16 protein-coding genes are annotated in these 16,120 nt (G+C 71.3%); 6 read left to right on the forward strand and 10 right to left on the reverse strand.

Annotation, left to right across the window (positions count from 1 at the left end; genetic code table 11):
• Positions 1-81: 81 nt before the first annotated feature.
• Positions 82-1,059 (reverse strand): ABC transporter substrate-binding protein, encoded by a 978-nt coding sequence (locus ACU6WY_RS12695; RefSeq protein ID WP_483820001.1) that lies wholly within the window; start codon positions 1,057-1,059, stop codon positions 82-84.
• A 271-nt stretch (positions 1,060-1,330) separates the two neighbouring features.
• On the opposite strand from ACU6WY_RS12695, the gene ACU6WY_RS12700 reads away from it, so the two are divergent.
• Positions 1,331-1,891 (forward strand): flavin reductase family protein, encoded by a 561-nt coding sequence (locus ACU6WY_RS12700; protein ID WP_483820002.1) that lies wholly within the window; start codon positions 1,331-1,333, stop codon positions 1,889-1,891.
• A 15-nt stretch (positions 1,892-1,906) separates the two neighbouring features.
• Here ACU6WY_RS12700 and ACU6WY_RS12705 read toward each other — a convergent pair whose 3' ends face one another.
• Positions 1,907-2,800 carry a DUF808 domain-containing protein gene (locus ACU6WY_RS12705; RefSeq protein WP_483820003.1) on the reverse strand — a complete coding sequence of 298 codons (894 nt, stop codon included), beginning with the start codon at positions 2,798-2,800 and terminating at the stop codon, positions 1,907-1,909.
• Positions 2,801-2,907: 107 nt separating this feature from the next.
• Here ACU6WY_RS12705 and ACU6WY_RS12710 point away from each other — a divergent pair, with 107 nt between their 5' ends.
• The 5 genes from ACU6WY_RS12710 (at position 2,908) to ACU6WY_RS12730 (ending at position 7,344) form a co-directional block, all read left to right on the forward strand.
• Entirely contained in the window at positions 2,908-4,641 is a 1,734-nt protein-coding gene (locus ACU6WY_RS12710; RefSeq protein ID WP_483820004.1) for an amidohydrolase, read from the forward strand.
• A gap of 60 nt (positions 4,642-4,701) precedes the next feature.
• Positions 4,702-5,658 (forward strand): MauE/DoxX family redox-associated membrane protein, encoded by a 957-nt coding sequence (locus tag ACU6WY_RS12715; RefSeq protein WP_483820005.1) that lies wholly within the window; start codon positions 4,702-4,704, stop codon positions 5,656-5,658.
• A 98-nt stretch (positions 5,659-5,756) separates the two neighbouring features.
• Positions 5,757-6,347 carry a molybdopterin-dependent oxidoreductase gene (locus tag ACU6WY_RS12720; RefSeq protein WP_483820006.1) on the forward strand — a complete coding sequence of 197 codons (591 nt, stop codon included), beginning with the start codon at positions 5,757-5,759 and terminating at the stop codon, positions 6,345-6,347.
• Positions 6,344-7,084 carry an FAD-binding oxidoreductase gene (locus ACU6WY_RS12725; protein ID WP_483820007.1) on the forward strand — a complete coding sequence of 247 codons (741 nt, stop codon included), beginning with the start codon at positions 6,344-6,346 and terminating at the stop codon, positions 7,082-7,084. Before ACU6WY_RS12720 ends, ACU6WY_RS12725 begins: the two co-directional genes overlap by 4 nt.
• Positions 7,084-7,344, forward strand: a complete 261-nt coding sequence (locus ACU6WY_RS12730) for a DUF6510 family protein (RefSeq protein ID WP_483820008.1) — start codon at positions 7,084-7,086, stop codon at positions 7,342-7,344. The genes ACU6WY_RS12725 and ACU6WY_RS12730 overlap by 1 nt, the downstream gene beginning before the upstream one ends.
• A 37-nt stretch (positions 7,345-7,381) precedes the next feature.
• Here ACU6WY_RS12730 and ACU6WY_RS12735 read toward each other — a convergent pair whose 3' ends face one another.
• The 8 genes from ACU6WY_RS12735 to ACU6WY_RS12770 are packed head-to-tail and all read right to left on the reverse strand — an operon-like array spanning position 7,382 to position 16,070.
• Complete coding sequence (locus ACU6WY_RS12735; protein ID WP_483820009.1) at positions 7,382-8,266, reverse strand: SMP-30/gluconolactonase/LRE family protein; 885 nt, start codon at positions 8,264-8,266, stop codon at positions 7,382-7,384.
• Positions 8,253-9,005: an SDR family NAD(P)-dependent oxidoreductase gene (locus tag ACU6WY_RS12740; RefSeq protein ID WP_483820010.1), complete on the reverse strand. Its 753-nt coding sequence runs from the start codon at positions 9,003-9,005 to the stop codon at positions 8,253-8,255. Before ACU6WY_RS12740 ends, ACU6WY_RS12735 begins: the two co-directional genes overlap by 14 nt.
• The gene (locus tag ACU6WY_RS12745) at positions 9,002-10,126 is read right to left on the reverse strand and encodes a zinc-binding dehydrogenase (protein WP_483820011.1); all 1,125 of its coding nucleotides are present in this window, start codon (positions 10,124-10,126) and stop codon (positions 9,002-9,004) included. The genes ACU6WY_RS12740 and ACU6WY_RS12745 overlap by 4 nt, the downstream gene beginning before the upstream one ends.
• Positions 10,127-10,142: 16 nt before the next feature.
• Complete coding sequence (locus ACU6WY_RS12750) at positions 10,143-11,876, reverse strand: IlvD/Edd family dehydratase (protein WP_483820012.1); 1,734 nt, start codon at positions 11,874-11,876, stop codon at positions 10,143-10,145.
• Positions 11,873-13,363, reverse strand: a complete 1,491-nt coding sequence (locus tag ACU6WY_RS12755; protein ID WP_483820013.1) for an aldehyde dehydrogenase family protein — start codon at positions 13,361-13,363, stop codon at positions 11,873-11,875. Before ACU6WY_RS12755 ends, ACU6WY_RS12750 begins: the two co-directional genes overlap by 4 nt.
• Entirely contained in the window at positions 13,353-14,624 is a 1,272-nt protein-coding gene (locus tag ACU6WY_RS12760) for an endo-1,4-beta-xylanase (protein WP_483820014.1), read from the reverse strand. Before ACU6WY_RS12760 ends, ACU6WY_RS12755 begins: the two co-directional genes overlap by 11 nt.
• Positions 14,617-14,997 carry a tautomerase family protein gene (locus tag ACU6WY_RS12765; protein ID WP_483820015.1) on the reverse strand — a complete coding sequence of 127 codons (381 nt, stop codon included), beginning with the start codon at positions 14,995-14,997 and terminating at the stop codon, positions 14,617-14,619. The genes ACU6WY_RS12760 and ACU6WY_RS12765 overlap by 8 nt, the downstream gene beginning before the upstream one ends.
• Positions 14,997-16,070, reverse strand: coding sequence for a Gfo/Idh/MocA family protein (locus ACU6WY_RS12770; RefSeq protein WP_483820016.1), 1,074 nt, complete (start codon positions 16,068-16,070; stop codon positions 14,997-14,999). Before ACU6WY_RS12770 ends, ACU6WY_RS12765 begins: the two co-directional genes overlap by 1 nt.
• Positions 16,071-16,120: the final 50 nt, after the last annotated feature.

Consider the following 16,120-nt stretch of genomic DNA (forward strand, 5'->3'; position numbering starts at 1 on the left):
GGGGAGGGTGAGCGGAGGGTGTGCGGGGCCGGAACGGCCCCGCACACCCGGGGAACGGACGCTCGGGCGTCCGCGGCGGGGTCAGTACGCGCGGTCGGGCAGGGCTTCCTTGGCCTGCTCCTGGTCGAACGCCTGGTCCTCGACGATGTACTGCTTGTCGACGGTCTCGCCGGCGACGACCTTCTTGACCACCTCAGCGGTCTTCTCACCCAGCAGCGGGTTGCACTCGACGATGTAGTTGAACTCACCCTCGGCCAGCGCCGTCATGCCGTCCTTGACCGCATCGATCGTGACGATCTTGATGTCGGTGCCGGGCGTGAGGCCCGCGGCCTTGATCGCGTCGAGCGCGCCGAGACCCATGTCGTCGTTGTGGGCGAAGAGCAGGTTGATCTGCGAGCCGTACTTCTGGAGGAAGCCCTCCATGACGGTCTTGCCCTCCGCGCGGGTGAAGTTACCCGTCTGGGAGTCGAGGACCGTGATGTCGGTGCCCTCGATGGCCTTCGCGAAACCGGTGGCGCGGTCGGTCGCGGCCGACGAGCCGGTCGTGCCCTCGAGGATGACGAGGTTCGTAGGCTGCGAGCCGAAGTTCTCGGCGACCCAGGCACCCGCGGTCTCGCCCTCCTTCTCGAAGTCCAGGCCGATCCAGCTGGCGTACAGGTCTTCGGGGGCCGAGACCGTGCGGTCCTCGAGGATCACGGGGATGTTGGCATCCTTCGCTTCCTGGAGCACGTCGTCCCAGCCGTCGGTGACGATGGGAGCGAGCACGATCGCGTCGACGCCCTGGTTGATGAAGCTGCGGACGGCCGCGATCTGCGCCTCGGGCTTGTTGTCGGCCGCGTTGAAGATGAGGTTGAAGCCGTTCTCCTCGGAGAAGGCCTCCTTCATCGACTCGGTGTTGGCGCTGCGCCATCCGCTCTCGGATCCGGTCTGCGCGAACCCGACGGTGATCACGTCGTCTTCGCCCCCACCGGCCGCCGAGCCACCGCCGGCACAGCCGGCCGCGGTGAGCGCGATCGCGCTCAGGAGCGCGATTCCGGCGGCAGTCTTCTTCGCCTTCATGTTGAAACCTCCTCGTTTCGCCGGCTGCGTCGCCGGATCATGTGATGCAGCCCCTCGGGCGGGCTGACTCCTGAATGTTAGCGCTCACAGTTCCTCTGCTGTCAAGCACTATCTGCGGCAAAAAGGTCACCAATTTGCGGCGTCCACCGAATGTGAGGCCTCACAAACGCCGAGTTCACACAGATCGGGGCCGGGCCGGCGAACCCCCGGCGTGTGTCGCCGCGTTGCGGATTCCGGCGCCGGGTCGGCCGGCGCGAGTTACCGTCGAGGTATGACTTCTCTCCCGCAGGAGCGACCCGCAAGCACTCCCGCCATCGGCACGTCGGTCTCGGCCGACGACTTCAAGCGCGCGTTCCGCGGCCACCCCGGGGGAATCGCGGTCATCACCGCGTACGGCGAGCACGGCCCCGTGGCCCTGACCGCCTCGTCGGTGTCGTCGGTCTCGGCCGACCCGCCGCTGCTGATCTTCTCGGTGTCGAGCATGTCGTCGGCGACCCCGACGATCGTGGCCGCGTCCACGATCGTGGTGCACCTGCTCGACGCCGAAGACATCGGCCTCGCCCGCGCCGGCGCCACCAGCGGCCTCGACCGTTTCGCCGACACGTCGGCCTGGTCGCGCCTGCCCACGGGCGAGCCGGTGTACCACGGTGTGCGCGCGTGGCTCCGGTGCGCCATCGTCAGCCGGATGGATGCCGGCGGCTCAACCGTCATCGCCGCTCAGGCCCTGCAGGTCGACGTCGAGCGCGACCTCGAGCCCGGGGAAGCCGGCGCCGCCCTGGTGTACCACAACCGCACGTGGCACCGACTCGGCGAGCACTCGCGGCTCGACTGAGCCTCAGCGCTGCCGTCAGTGCGCGGCATCCTCCGTCGTCTTGCCCGGAAGCACCCGTCGGATGCCGGTGATCACGGCCACGATGACCAGGCCCAGGATCAACCCGAACACCGCCGACATCGCCGTCTCCACGATCCACACGACGACGGGCCCCGCAGCCTCGATGGCGTGGGTCACGACGTGCACCAGGTCGTACGGGCCGGCCCAGAGGGTCTCGGCCAGGTTCTGCAGCACGAGGTGCCCGCCGACCCAGAGCATTGCGACCGTTCCGATCACGCTGATGACCCGGAAGACCGCGGGCATGGATGCCACGACCCGCACGCCGAAACGCCGCACGCTGCGCGCGGGACTCTTCATGAACCGCAGCCCGATGTCGTCGATCTTCACCAGGAGCGCGACGGCGCCGTAGACGACGATCGTCATCGCCGCGCCGATCACGAGGAGCGCACCGAGCGTCATCCAGATGCCGAAGTCGGGGTCGAGACTCGCCAGCGCGATGAGCATGATCTCGGTGCTGAGGATGAGGTCGGTACGCACCGCGCCGAGGACGAGCTTCTTCTCGTCACGCGGCCCGTCGTCTTCGTGACCGTGCGCGACCCCGAACCACTCGAGCACCTTCTCGGCGCCCTCGAAGCAGAGGAACCCTCCGCCAACAAGGAGCAGGTACGGCAGCACCGCCGGAGCGAACGCGGTCAGCAGCAGCGCGATCGGGATGATGATGACGTACTTGTTGATGATGCTGCCGAGCGCGATCTTCCAGACCACGGGCAGTTCGCGGGCGGGCGTGATGCCCTGCACGTACTGGGGCGTCACGGCGGCGTCGTCGATCACGACACCCGCCGTCTTCGCGCTCGCCTTGAGGGCGGCGCTCAGGATGTCATCGACGACGGCGAGCAGACCGACCGACATGCGTGCTCCTCTGGCTGGGTAGGCAGACCGCCATCTTCACACACCCGCACGACACGACCGGGACTCGGGACTATCGCCGCCCCGGCGCGGGGCAGCAGAATCGGGCCATGGAGCAAATTCTCACCGCCGAGACGATCATCACCATGGATCCCACGCAGCCCCGGGCATCGGCCATCGCGATTCGCGACGACCGCATCGTGGCGGTGGGGTCGCTCGACGACTGCCGTGCGGCGCTCCCGGGGGCCACCGTCGAGAACACCGGAGCCGCGTGTCTTCTGCCCGGGTTCATCGACTCGCACTCGCATCCGGTCCTCAGCGGCATGGCGACGATGTACCCGTCGTACTGGATCGCCCCCTGGTTCGCTCCGACCTGGGACGACGTGGTCGAGGTCTTCCGGAAAGCGATCGCCGAGACCGAGCCCGGCACGCCCCTGTCGTTCTTCGGGTTCGACGGTCTGCTGCAGCAGCACGAGGAACCGACCGCGGAGGTGCTCGACGAGATCTTCGGCGACCGCCTCGTGCTCGTCTTCGGCAACTCGGGCCACACCTCGTACGTGACCACGGCGGTGATCCGCGCGCTCGGCTGGCTCGACCAGCCCCCCGCCGACCCGGTGGGAGGGTTCTTCGGTCGCACGCCCGACGGCGCCCTCAACGGACGCGCCACCGAGGTGCCGGCGGCGATGGCGCTCGCGGCCCCCGTGCTCAGCGCCATTGCCGCGAGCGCCACGCCGCTGCAGGGCGCCGTCGAGTACTACATGCTCATGGCGAGCGCGGGGATCACCTCGACGTCGGAGCTCACGTACAAGACGCCCCTCAAGGGCGCGTACGAGACGCTCGCCACCCTGCCGAGCGCTCCCCTGCGCATCACGCTGTACCACATGTCCACCGAGGCCGACTGTGGCGAGCCCTTCGTCTCGGACGTCCCGGCCACGATGCTGCACAAGCAGGGCATCAAGCTCTGGGCCGACGGATCGCCGTGGGTGGGGAACGTCGCGATGTCGGAGCCGTACCTCGACACCGCCGCGACCCGGGCCGCCGGCATCCCGGCCGGGGTCACCGGCGACAAGCCGATGAACTACTCCCGCACCCAGCTCGACGCGCTGCTCGACGCGCACGCGCCGGAGGGGTGGCAGATGGCCTTCCACGTCAACGGCGACATCGGTCTGGACATCGTCATGGACGCCTTCAGCCGGGCACTGGAGAAGCACGGCCTCACCGGCACCGACCACCGGTGGCGCGTCGAGCACATCGGCGGCGCGCGCCGCGATCAGTTCCGACGCATGGCCGACCTCGGCGTCGTCCCCTCGATGGGGCCGTTCCAGTTCTACTACTGGGGCGATCTGCTCGACGGGCAGATGTTCGAGTCGGCGATCGGCGCCGAATGGCAGCGTTTCCGCGACGCGTTCGAGGCCGGACTGAAACCGTCGTTCCACAACGACGGCAGCGTCAGCCCGCCCACGCCGCTGCTGAACATCCAGACCGCGGTCACGCGACGGACCTCCAGCGGCACGGTGCGCGGGGAGGCGCAGGCGACGACCCTCGACCAGGCGATCGCCGCCCAGACGATCAACGGCGCGTATGCCCTCGGCACCGACTCGGACGTGGGGTCGCTGGTTCCGGGCAAGCTCGCCGACCTCGTCGCCCTCGACGCCGACCCTGCCGAGGTCGACCCCGCCCGCATCGGCGCGATCGGCATCCAAGGAACGTGGCTGGGAGGTCAGCGCATCGACCTCGACGCGTTCGCGACCGCCTCGGGTCAGGTGGATGCCGCCGGCTTCGCCGCGCTGCGGACCCTCGGCGTTCCGGCCTGCTGCCACCACCAGGCACCCACGGGCTCCTGACCGACTTAACCCGCCCCGCGAGCCCGGAAGGGAGTGGACGCGCGGGGGGATCCTGGGGGGATGCCCGGGCTCGTTCTGCTCCCCGCCGCCACCTTCGCCGTCAGCGGCGCGGGCAAACTCCTCGACCTGGGTTCGGCCCCGGTCACTCTCCGCGCCCTGCGCATCGAGCATCTCCCACCGCGTGCCGTCGTCGTCGCGGTCGCGGTGACCGAGATCCTCACGACGGTCGGCCTGCTGTTCGGGGCAGGACCCGTCGTCGTCACCGCGGCGCTCTCCGCGCTCGCGCTCTCGCTCCTCTTCCTGGCCGTCGGGCTGCGGGCGCAGGCGCGGCACTCGACCGACGAGTGCGGGTGCTTCGGGCGGGTGGCATCCACCCGGGTCGGGCCGTGGATGACCGCGCGGAACGCGGCGCTGGTCGCCGTAAGCGGGGTCGTCGTCGCGGGGGTGTTCGAGGCACCGACCGCACGCCCCCTCCTCACGTTTGTGATCGCGCAGCCGGTCGCGAGCGCGGGGGTCGTGCTGGTCGGCCTCGCGATCGCGCTCATCGGGGCGTCGCTGCGCCCCACGGGATCGCGCCCCGCCGCGGACGGCACCGCGCCCGACGCCGCCCTGATGTCCCCTGACGGCGCCGTCGTCGTCCCGCGCCAGCGCGCCCTGCGCGGCCGTGCGCAGCTGCTGCTGTTCGTTCGCCGGGGGTGCAGCTCGTGCGAGAACCTCATCGACCGGATGACGTGGGATCGCGCGCTCCTCGAGTCGCTCGTCGACGTGCGCCTGATCGTGGCCGTCGGCGACGGTTCGGCGCTCGACGACGCCGGCGGACTGCACGCTGACGCGTCGGGCCAGTTCGCTCTCGCCCTCGGAATCCCGGGCGACCGGCCGGCGGGGGTGCTGCTCACCACCGCGGGCGATCTGCTCCTGCCCATCGCCGTGGGCGGGGAGGAGACCGCGTCCCTCGTCGACACCGTGCTCGCGGCGGCCGCGGACGCACGCCCGACCGAGGGGACCTCGACGAACTGAGCACGCCGGGCCCGCGAGCCTCGACATTCGTCTCTGTCGCCGCTCCCCCGACGTAGCTAGGGTGAAACTCGTCGGGTTCCGGGAGGAAAGAGGCATCCATGTCGTTCATCACCCGAGGCTTCTCCGGACGCCGGGCCGAGCGCGATCCGCGCCTCCCCCCGGGGCAGACCCTGGTCGGCGATTGGCCCGTTCTGTCGGCCGGCCCGACGCCCGAGATCGAGGCGGACGCCTGGGAGTTCGTCGTCCGCACCGAGAACGGCGACCACCGCTGGAATGCCGCGCAGCTGCAGGCGCTCGGAATGGAAGACATCACCGTCGACATCCACTGCGTCACGCACTGGACGAAGCTCGACATGCCGTGGCGCGGGGTGTCGCTGGACCGCGTCTTCGAGGAGGTCGAGACCGCGCACGACTTCGTCATGGCGCACTCGTACGGCGGGTACACCACGAACGTTCCCCTCGAGGATCTGCTCGACGGCAAGAGCTGGATCGCCTTCGAGGCCGACGGTGAGCCGCTCACGCCCGAGCACGGCGGGCCCGCGCGCCTGCTCGTTCCGCACCTGTACTTCTGGAAGAGCGCCAAGTGGCTGCGGGGCCTGGTGACCATGCCCGACGACGATCCCGGCTTCTGGGAGCAGAACGGCTACCACCTGCACGGCGACCCGTGGCAGGAGGAGCGGTACTGGTGACGCGGCGGCCCGCGAGCTGGCACATCGCGACCGTGATCGCCTCCCGCGCCGAGACGGCGACGGCGCGGCGGATCGAGCTCGACGCCCCGACGTGGCCCGGCAACGACGCCGGCGCCCACGTCGACGTGCGTCTGACCGCGCCCGACGGCTACCAGGCGACCCGTTCGTACTCGCTGGCCTCCGCGGGTGAGGGCACCCGCCTCACGCTCGCCGTGGACGAGGTGCCCGAGGGCGAAGTGTCGCCCTTCCTCGTGCACGACCTGCGGGAGGGCGACCAGGTCGAGGTGCACGGGCCGCTGGGGGCGTTCTTCATCTGGACGCCGACACCCGACCCCGACCCCCGCCCGGTACAGCTGATCGCCGGCGGTTCGGGCGTCGTGCCCCTGTTCGCGATGGCGCGGGCGCACGCCGACAGCGGCGACACGAGCGAGTTCCGCCTGCTGTACTCGGTGCGCACGCCCCAGGACGTGTTCTTCGCCGACGAGCTCGCCCTCCTCGCGGCATCCGGAACCCTCCGGTACGACCCCGTCTACACCCGCAGCGCTCCGCCGGGGGCGACCGTGCCGCCGGGGCGGCTCACCGCGGATCGCCTCCGCGACGCGGTGGTTCCGGCCGACGAGAACCCCCGCGTGTACGTCTGCGGACCGACTCCGTTCGTCGAGGCGGTCGCGCGCTGGCTCCTGGATGCCGGGCACCGACCCGGCGACATCCGCACCGAGCGATTCGGAGGCTCGTGATGACCGCACTCGACGGAAACGCGCTCGCCGGCCGCCTGGCCGACCTCCTCGGGTGGGATGCCACCGACTCCCTCGTCCGCTGCCGGGCGTGCGGAGACGGGGGTGCCGTCGCCCGAGTAGCGGTGTACGTGAGCGCCATGGGCGCCGTCGCGCGCTGCCGCTCGTGCGACGCCGTGCTGATGACGATCGTGGATGCCGCCGGCGGACGGTCGTGGTTCGGGATGCCGGGAATCGACGCGCTCGAGGTGCGGCGGGCGTAGCGTCACCGTCCGTACCCCGAACCGACACTGGACACCGTCAGCCGCCGAACGCGAAGACCGGGGCTCCGCGCACGGACGAGGGCACCGCGGCGACGCGACCCGCGTGAGGCTCCGCCCCCGCCGCGATCCCCTGACGCGAGGTCGTGACGTACAGGACCGGATGATCGCCGTCGCCGAACGCGCACGACGTCGGGTTCGTCACGGGGAGCGGCAGCACCTGATCGAGTCGCCCGTCGGAGTCGTAGCGGTGAACGGCGGCCCCACCCCACATCGCGACCCACAGGCCACCCTCGGCGTCGAGAGCCATCCCGTCGGGAGACCCCGGAGCGTCGTCCTCCATCCGCACGAACACCCGCGAGGCGCCGAACGTGCCGCGATCGGCGTCGTAGTCGTAGGCCCGGATCTCGCGGGACAGCGTGTCGGCGTGGAGCGCCGTGGTCCCGGCATCCGTCCAGACCAGTCCGTTCGGGATCGACACCCCCTCGAGGGCGACGTGCACGCTCAGGTCGGGGTCGAGGCGGTACAGCCGCCCACCGCCCGGTCGCATGTCGTACGCCATCGAGCCGCAGAAGAAGCGCCCCGCCGCGTCGCACGCGCCCTCGTTCATGCGCACCGCGGGGTCGTCGAACACCGGGATCCTCCCCACGACGGCGAGGTCGTCGTCGAGCAGCGCGAAACCGCGTTCGACCGCGGCGACGAACCCGCCGTCACGACGACGCCGGATCACGCTCAAGACGTCCGCGATGGGCGTGCGATCGACGGATGCCCCCTCGCCGGCGACGGTGATGAGGTCGCCGGCGAGCATGTCGACGTGGCGCAGCGTGCGCGTCGCGGCATCCCAGAAGGCGCCCTCGCCGTGGTCGACCGCGGGGTCGCCGATCCAGCGGACCCCGGCCGGACGAGTCAGGTCAGAGCCACCCACCGTCGACCACCCACTTCTGCGCCGTGCACATCTCGGAATCGTCGGCGGCCAGCCACAGCACCATGCGCGCCACGTCGGCCGGGTACACCTTGTCTTCCAGGCTCTGGCTGCGCCGGATGTGCTCTTCCGCCTCGGGCGTCACCCAGTCACGCACCTGCCGCGCCGTCATGACCCACCCGGGAATGACGCAGTTCACGCGGATGCGATCGGGCCCGAGCTCGCGGGCGAGCGTGCGCGTGAGTCCCTCGATGCCGGCCTTGGCGGTGATGTAGCCGACCAGGTCTTGCAGGTCGATGTGCGCGCTGATCGACCCCATGTTGATGATCGACCCCCCGCCCGCCACCCGCATCATCGGGGCGACGGCCCGCGCGGCGAAGAAGTGGTGGCGGAGGTTCACGGCCTGCCGGTCGTCCCAGTACGCCACGTCGAGCTCGTCGATCGTGTGGCGCAGATCGTGCGCGGCGTTGTTGACGAGGATCTGCACGGGACCCAGTTCGTCGGCGAAACGCGCGATGGCGTCCTCGAGCGCGGGGATGTCGCGCACGTCGCACGGGAGGAACCGTGCGGCCCCGCCGAGCTCGGCGGCGAGCGCCTCCGCCGCCGGAACGTCGATGTCGACGAACCCGACGCGGGCGCCCTGCGCGACGAGCTGGCGGACGATCTCCTCGCCGAGGCCGGTCGCGCCGCCGCTCACGACGGCGACGCGTCCCGCGAGACTCGGGTAGCTCGCGTACGTCATGCCGGAACACCTCCCGGCAGGATCACCGCGCGCCCGACCGCACCGGCGGCGAGCGCGGCGAACGCCTCGTTCACGCCGTCGAGCGGGTAGCGGGTGCCGATGAGGTCGTCGAGAGGAAGAAGCCCCGCGCGGTAGAGCTCGAAGATCGCGGGGAGATCGAGCGCCGGAACCGAGGAGCCGTACAGTGACCCGACGATCTTCTTCTGCCGCTGCACCAGCTCGTTGATCGGCACGTCGAACGTCTGCCCGACGGCACCGAGCCCGACCGCGACCGCGGTGCCGAGCGGCCGGAGCATCCGGACCGCGGTGGTGAGAGTCTGCGGGCGGCCGACGGCCTCGATGGCCCAGGCCACCCCGCCCGGCGCGATCGCGAGCACGTCGTCGACCGGGTCGCCCTCCCCCGCGAGCACCGTGTGCGTGGCCCCGAGGCGACGGGCGAGCGCGAGCTTGTTCTCGTCGACGTCGACGGCAATGAGCGGGTAGGCGCCGGAGAGCTTCGCCCCCATGATCGCTGCGAGCCCCACACCGCCCGCCCCGATCACGACGACCGGGTCGCCCAGGCACCGGCCGATGACGTTGCGCGCGACCCCGACACCGGTGATCACGGCGCACCCCGCGATCGCGGCGATCTCGGCGGGGATGTCGTCGGGCACGGGCACGACGCTGCGCTCGTGCACGACGACCCGCTCGGCGAAGCTCGACGCCCCGAGCAGGTGGTGCACGGGACCGTCGGTGTCGCTCATGCGCGTCGTGCCGTCGAGCAGGCCGCCGGACTGAGCCTGGACCGCGCCCATTTCGCACATGATCGGGGCTCCGACCATGCACTGGCGGCAGCGCCCGCAGTTCGGGCGCCACAGCAGGGCCACCCGGTCACCGACACGGATCGCGCCGCTCGTGCGCTCGCCGACCGCCCGCACACGGCCGGCGCCCTCGTGCCCCGGCACGACGGGGAGCGGGCACCGCAGCTCTCCCCGGAGGTAGTGGAGGTCGGAGTGGCAGACGCCCGCCGCCTCGATCTCGACGAGGATCTCCTCCGGACCGGGGTCGGCGAGTTCGATCTGCTCGATCCGCGGGGGTTCGCCGGGCTCTCGCAGCACGGCGGCGTGGATCAGGGACGACATCGGGGCTCCTTCATGGTCAGTGGGACTCGCGCAGGACGGCCGGTCCGGTTGCCCCGACGAGGAAGTCGAGGTCGGCACCGGTATCGGCCTGCTGAACGTGGTCGACGTAGAGCTGCTCCCAGCCGCGCCGCGGCGAGGCGTACGCGGCGGTCGCGGCCTGCGCTGGCTCGCGCGCGCGCAGCTCGTCGTCGGGGACGAGCATCGTCAGGCTCCGGCCCGCCACGTCGAGTTCGATCAGGTCGCCGTCGCGCACGAGGGCGAGGGGGCCGCCGGCGGCGGCTTCGGGGGCGACGTGCAGCACGACGGTGCCGTACGCGGTTCCGCTCATGCGACCGTCGCAGATGCGGACCATGTCGCGCACCCCGCGCTCGAGGAGCTTCCGCGGAAGGGGCATGTTCGCCACCTCCGGCATCCCGGGGTAGCCCCGCGGTCCGCACCCGCGCAGCACGAGCACGGAGTTCTCGTCGACGACGAGGTCGGGGTCGTCGATGCGGGCCCGCATGTCTTCGACGGAGTCGAACACGACGGCCGGGCCACGGTGGCGCAGCAGCGCCGGAGTGGCCGCGGCGGGTTTGATGATCGCTCCCGACGGCGCGAGGTTTCCGCGCAGCACCACGATTCCGGCATCCGGCAGCAGCGGCTCGTCCGCCGGGCGGATCACGGTGCGGTCCCAGACCTCGTGCGAATCCAGCTCGTCGACGAACGGACGGCCGGCCACGGTGATCGCCGTGGGGTCGAGGCGGTCCCGCACCTCGCGGAGGACCGCGAGGTAGCCGCCGGCGCGGAAGAGGTCTTCCATCAGATACGTCCCGGCGGGCTGGAGGTTGACCAACAGGGGCACGCTCTCGCCGATCGCGTCGAAGTCGTCGAGCGTGAGGTCGACGCCCACGCGTCCGGCGATCGCGAGCAGGTGCACGACGGCGTTGGTCGATCCGCCGATCGCGGCGAGCGCGACGATCGCGTTGTGGAACGAGGCCTTCGTCATGACATCCGCGGGGGTGAGCCCCTCGCGCGCGAGCTCGACGATGCGGCGGCCGGTCGCGTGCGAGTACTCCAGCAGGCGGCTGTCGGGCGCTGGGATGCCGGCGATTCCGGGCAGCGTCATGCCCAGGGCCTCGGCCATGAACGCCATCGTCGAGGCGGTGCCCATCGTGTTGCAGTGCCCGCGGCTGCGGATCATCGACGACTCCGTCGAGCGGAAGACGTCGCTCGCCAGCCCACCGGCGCGCACCTCTTCGCTGAGCTTCCACACATCGGTGCCGCACCCGAGGGGCTTTCCGCGGAACGTGCCGTTGAGCATCGGCCCGCCGGGCACGACGATGGCCGGGATGCCGACGGACGCGGCGGCCATGAGGAGGGCGGGGATGGTCTTGTCGCATCCGCCGAGCAGCACCACCGCGTCGACGGGGTTGGCGCGCAGCAACTCCTCGGCCGCCATCGCGGCCATGTTCCGCCACAGCATCGCGGTCGTGCGGACGGTCGTCTCACCGATCGAGACCATCGGCAGGTTATAGGGGATGCCGCCGGCCTCGTACACACCGTTCTTGACGCTCTGCGCGACCTCGTCGAGGTGCGAGTTGCACGGGGTGAGCTCCGACGCGGTGTTGGCGATCGCGATGTTCGGACGTCCGTCGAAGGCGTGGTCCGGCACGCCGCGGCGCATCCACGCGCGGTGGAGGTAGGCATTGCGGTCATCGCCGCCGTAGAACTCGGCGCTGCGCCGGCCGCCCTCGGGTGCGTGGTCGGTCATGGGGTGGTTCCTCTGTTCGGGGACGGCAGGACGAGCTCGCCGTCGCGACGGTGCGGGATGCCCGCCAGAGCCTCGTCGCGCAGGTCGGCGGGGAGCGCCGCGTCCGGCGCCTGCTGGTAGGCGACGGGGCGCAGGAACCGACGGATCGAGGTGGCTCCCACCGAGGTGTACGTGTTCGTCGTCGCCGGCCACGGCCCCCCGTGGTGCTGACTCCAGGTGACGGCGACGCCCGTGGGCCAGCCGTCAAAGACGACGCGTCCGACCCGCTCTTCCAGGGCCGCGACGACCGCGTCGATCGCCTCGCCCGGCTGCGCGTGGAGCGTGCCCGTGAGCGAGCCGCCGACCCGGGCGAGGGCGGCGACGACCTCCTCGATCGCGTCGTACTCCACGAGCACCGTGACGGGGCCGAAGCACTCCTCGAGCAGCACGTCGGACCGCTCGCGGAACGTGGCGATGTCGGTCGCGACGACCACCGCGCGCACGGGGCCGGACGCCTCCGAGGCCTCGCCCGCCACGACGCGCGCCGCCCCTTCCTCCCGCAGCCGATCCACCCCGGGGGCAAACGCCTCCGTGATGCGATCGGTGAGCAGGGTGAACACGGGGCGCTCCGCGACGCGCGCCCGCAGGCGCGGGTCGTCCGCGACCCCGCGCGGCACGAAGACCAGTCCCGGCTTCGTGCAGAACTGTCCCCCGCCGAGGGTGACGGACGCGACGAGCCCGTCGAGGACCGCGTCGCCCCGGGCGGCGATCGCGCCGGGGGTGACCACGACCGGGTTCGTGCTCCCGAGCTCGCCGAAGAACGGGATCGGGTCGGGGCGCCGGGCGATCTCGTCCATCAACCCCTGCGCCCCCGCGAGGGAGCCGGTGAAGGCCGCGGCGCGGACGGCCGGTGCCCGCACGAGATCGAGTCCCGCCTGGCGCCCCTCGATGAGGCCGAAGGCCCCCGCCGGCGCACCGGCGGCGGCGAGCGCGTCGGTCACGATCCGCGCGGTCGCCCGCGACAGCTCCGGGTGGCCGGAGTGCCCCTTCACCACGACGGGGCATCCCGCCGCGAGGCCGGCGGCGGTGTCGCCGCCGGCGACCGAGAACGCGAAGGGGAAGTTCGACGCCGAGAAGACGGCGACCGTGCCGAGCGGCCGCAGCAGGCGGCGCAGTTCCGGACGCGGCGGAACCGCGCCGGGGTCGGCGGCGTCGACGATGGCCTCGAGGTACGAGCCCTCCTCGATCACTCCGGCGAACAGCCGCAGCTGCCCGGTGGTGCGGGCCACCTCGCCACGCAGGCGCTCGACGCCCAGGTGCGTCTCGCGGTCAGCGATCTCGACGAGCGCGTCCGCCGCGGCATCCACCGCCCCCGCGATAGCGCGCAGCCAGCCGGCCCGGGCCTCGCGGCTCGCGGCGCGAAGGACCGGGGCCGCGCCGGCGGCGAGGGCGACGACGTCGCTCACCCCGCCGCCGACGCGTGTGGTTTCTGCTGCCTCACCGGGCATCGGGATCCACCACGATCTCGATCGGCGTGGAGTCCGACACCTCGACGACGGCGGATGCCGCGCCGGTGTCCACCCGATACCGGCCCGCGAACCCGTCGATCGCGACGATCCCGTCGGCGTCGGCGGTGAGGTCGGTCGGCCCCATCCACCATTCGCCGCGGATGAGCGCGTGCAGCGCATCGTACGCGGGCTTGCGGGTGCCGTCGGCGCGGAGGAGGCCGGCGGGCGCGCCGAGCCAGGCGCCGTGATCGGTGATGCCCCAGTACGTGAGCGACTCGACCGCGGGATTGGCGAGCACCGTGCGGTAGTGACGCACGATCTCGTCGGCCTGCCGTGCCTCCCCCTCGGGGGTGCTCGGCCACTCGTCGACGATGTAGTCGTTGAGATCGACGATCTCGGGCGGCATGATCTCGCCCGAGAGCAGCGTGGTCTCGGTCATCTGCAGCGGCAGCCCGAACGCGGCGAAGCGCTCCAGGATCTGCGCGATCTGCTCCTCGCCGCGGAACCCCTGGTGCATGTGGGTCTGCACCCCGAGCGCATCGATCTGGATGCCGGCATCCAGACAGTCCGCGATGAGGCGCTCGTAGTCCGCCGACAGATCGAAGTCATTGAGCACGAGGCGGGCATCGGGGTTCGCCTCGCGGGCGGACTCGAACGCGAGCTTGACCATTTCGACGCGTCCCTTGGACTGGGCCAGCCGCGTGACGGCGTTCTCTTCGGCGGTGAACACCGGCAGGATCACCGCTTCGTTGATGGCATCCCACAGATCGATCACCCCGGCGAAGTTCGCCACGGTGGTGCGGACGCGGTCGCGCAGCACGTCCTCGACCTCGGTGTCGCTCAGGTCGAGCAGCCACGACGGCGTGAGCGTGTGCCAGACGAGGGGGTGGCCCTTGATCTGGACGTCGCGCGCGGCGAACCACTCGGCGGTCCGCTTCAGCCGGACCTCGTCGGTCTGCCCCCGCTGGGGCTCGTACCCGCGCCAGTAGAAGGGCAGGGTGACCGCGTTGAAGAGGTCGAGGTAGTCGGCGGCCAGGCGCTCCGGGTCGAGCGAGAGCGCTCCGCCGAAGTGCTGAAGTTCACGTGCCCCCTCGATGTCGGGCTCACCCGCGATCCACTCGATGAAGTCGAACCCGATGTTGCCGAAGCCGAACGCGTGCGCCGTCTGCTCGACCCGGGCCCGGGCCCCCGCGAGGGGACGCCCGGACCGGTCGACGAGGCGCACGCGTCCCCCGACGCGGCGCTGCGAGAGATCAGTCATCGGTCGCGGACTCCCCTCGTGCACCCGGGTACCAGTCGGGAATCGTGTTCTCGGTCACCGCGATGAACACGTCATCGGGGCGCACGCCCTCCGCCTCGAGGCGGCGGGCGATGGCGCGGAACGCGCGGGCCTTGGTCTCGTCGTCGTACATGCTCACCATGAGGATGCGGACGTAGAGCACGTCGCGACGCTCGCCACCGAGGTAGTGCGGGTCGGCGATGATGTGATCGGCCGGGAGCGGGTGGATCACCTGGAAGCGGTCCTCGATGTCCATGCCCAGGCCTTCGGCGAGACCCTGGTGCACGGCCTCGGCGTATGCCAGGCGCGTGGCGACGGGGACGGTCTCGGAAACTTCGATCGTGATGAGGGGCATCAGGCCCACACCTCCTTGGTGACGCGCACGTCGGCGCGGTTGCGAGCGGACTCTTCGATGGCGAGTCCGAGTAGATGGTCCTGGCACGCGTCGGCCAGGGAGTAGGGGCCCTCGGCTTCGCCGCGCGCCCAGCGCCCGGTGAGCTCAAGGAACGAGGCGACGGCGATGTCGTCTTCCGACAGGCGGCTGCCCACCCAGGGGTTCCGGTAGACCATGCGCCCCTCGAACGCGGCCGAGACGACCTCGTTGCCCTCGAGGTTCATGTCGACCCCGGTGCGGCGGTACGTGATCGGCGACGTCAGCACGCCCTCGCTCGACAGGCGCGTGACCGCGTCGTCGACGATCTCGCCGAGCGAGCCGCGGACGACGAGGCGCCGGGCCAGCAGCGGGTTCCACCACTGGTTGTCGACGAAGTCGTACAGCCCCATGCGGCCGTCACCGAAGTCGATCGTGCCGATCGTCGTGGTGCGCGGCTGCGGCTGCGGGTTCTCCACCCAGCCGTCGAACGTGAGGGGATCGGCCAGCGGGGCCGTGAACGTGCGCGCCGAGACGACGGCATCCGTCATTCCCGCACCGAGGTAGGCGCGCATGATCGACGTCGCGTGATAGAGGTGCGTCGAGGCGACCTCGACCGCCGTCGGCTGACCGATGGCGCCCGACCGCACGACCTCCAGGCGAGCGGCGTGACCGGGCATGAGCATGTACTGCTCGGCGACCTGGACGCGTCCGGAGGAGCCGACCGCCGCCCACAGGTCGCGCAAGCCATCGGCCGTCGGGGCCGGCGGGGTCTCGGCGAGCACCTTGGCCCCGCGCTCGACGAGCTCGGTCACGACACCGGGCATCGACGGCCACGAGACCGACGCGATCACGAAGTCGGGCTCGAGCGCGAGGATCTCCTCGATCGTGCGGACGACGGGGATCCCCCATCGCTGGGCCATGCGCTCGGCGGCCTCGTCGCTGCGGGCGAGGACGCCGACGGCCTCCAGCCGGTCGGGCGCGGCGGCGGCCATGCGGATGTGGAAATCGGATCGCCAACCGGTGCCGACGACAGCGAACTTCAGGGGAGTGCTCAAGAGGAGTCCTTCTTCTTGGGGGATGAACGAGAGAACGAAAGGGGAACGGG

The sequence above is a fragment of the Microbacterium sp. ZW3a genome, assembly GCF_057167165.1.

Coding starts and splice junctions, on each gene's coding strand:
- ACU6WY_RS12695 (WP_483820001.1), bottom strand. CDS start 1,059: ATGAAGGCGAAGAAGACTGCCGCCGGAATCGCGCTCCTGAGCGCGATC.
- ACU6WY_RS12700 (WP_483820002.1), top strand. CDS start 1,331: ATGACTTCTCTCCCGCAGGAGCGACCCGCAAGCACTCCCGCCATCGGC.
- ACU6WY_RS12705 (WP_483820003.1), bottom strand. CDS start 2,800: ATGTCGGTCGGTCTGCTCGCCGTCGTCGATGACATCCTGAGCGCCGCC.
- ACU6WY_RS12710 (WP_483820004.1), top strand. CDS start 2,908: ATGGAGCAAATTCTCACCGCCGAGACGATCATCACCATGGATCCCACG.
- ACU6WY_RS12715 (WP_483820005.1), top strand. CDS start 4,702: ATGCCCGGGCTCGTTCTGCTCCCCGCCGCCACCTTCGCCGTCAGCGGC.
- ACU6WY_RS12720 (WP_483820006.1), top strand. CDS start 5,757: ATGTCGTTCATCACCCGAGGCTTCTCCGGACGCCGGGCCGAGCGCGAT.
- ACU6WY_RS12730 (WP_483820008.1), top strand. CDS start 7,084: ATGACCGCACTCGACGGAAACGCGCTCGCCGGCCGCCTGGCCGACCTC.
- ACU6WY_RS12740 (WP_483820010.1), bottom strand. CDS start 9,005: ATGACGTACGCGAGCTACCCGAGTCTCGCGGGACGCGTCGCCGTCGTG.
- ACU6WY_RS12745 (WP_483820011.1), bottom strand. CDS start 10,126: ATGTCGTCCCTGATCCACGCCGCCGTGCTGCGAGAGCCCGGCGAACCC.
- ACU6WY_RS12750 (WP_483820012.1), bottom strand. CDS start 11,876: ATGACCGACCACGCACCCGAGGGCGGCCGGCGCAGCGCCGAGTTCTAC.
- ACU6WY_RS12755 (WP_483820013.1), bottom strand. CDS start 13,363: ATGCCCGGTGAGGCAGCAGAAACCACACGCGTCGGCGGCGGGGTGAGC.
- ACU6WY_RS12760 (WP_483820014.1), bottom strand. CDS start 14,624: ATGACTGATCTCTCGCAGCGCCGCGTCGGGGGACGCGTGCGCCTCGTC.
- ACU6WY_RS12765 (WP_483820015.1), bottom strand. CDS start 14,997: ATGCCCCTCATCACGATCGAAGTTTCCGAGACCGTCCCCGTCGCCACG.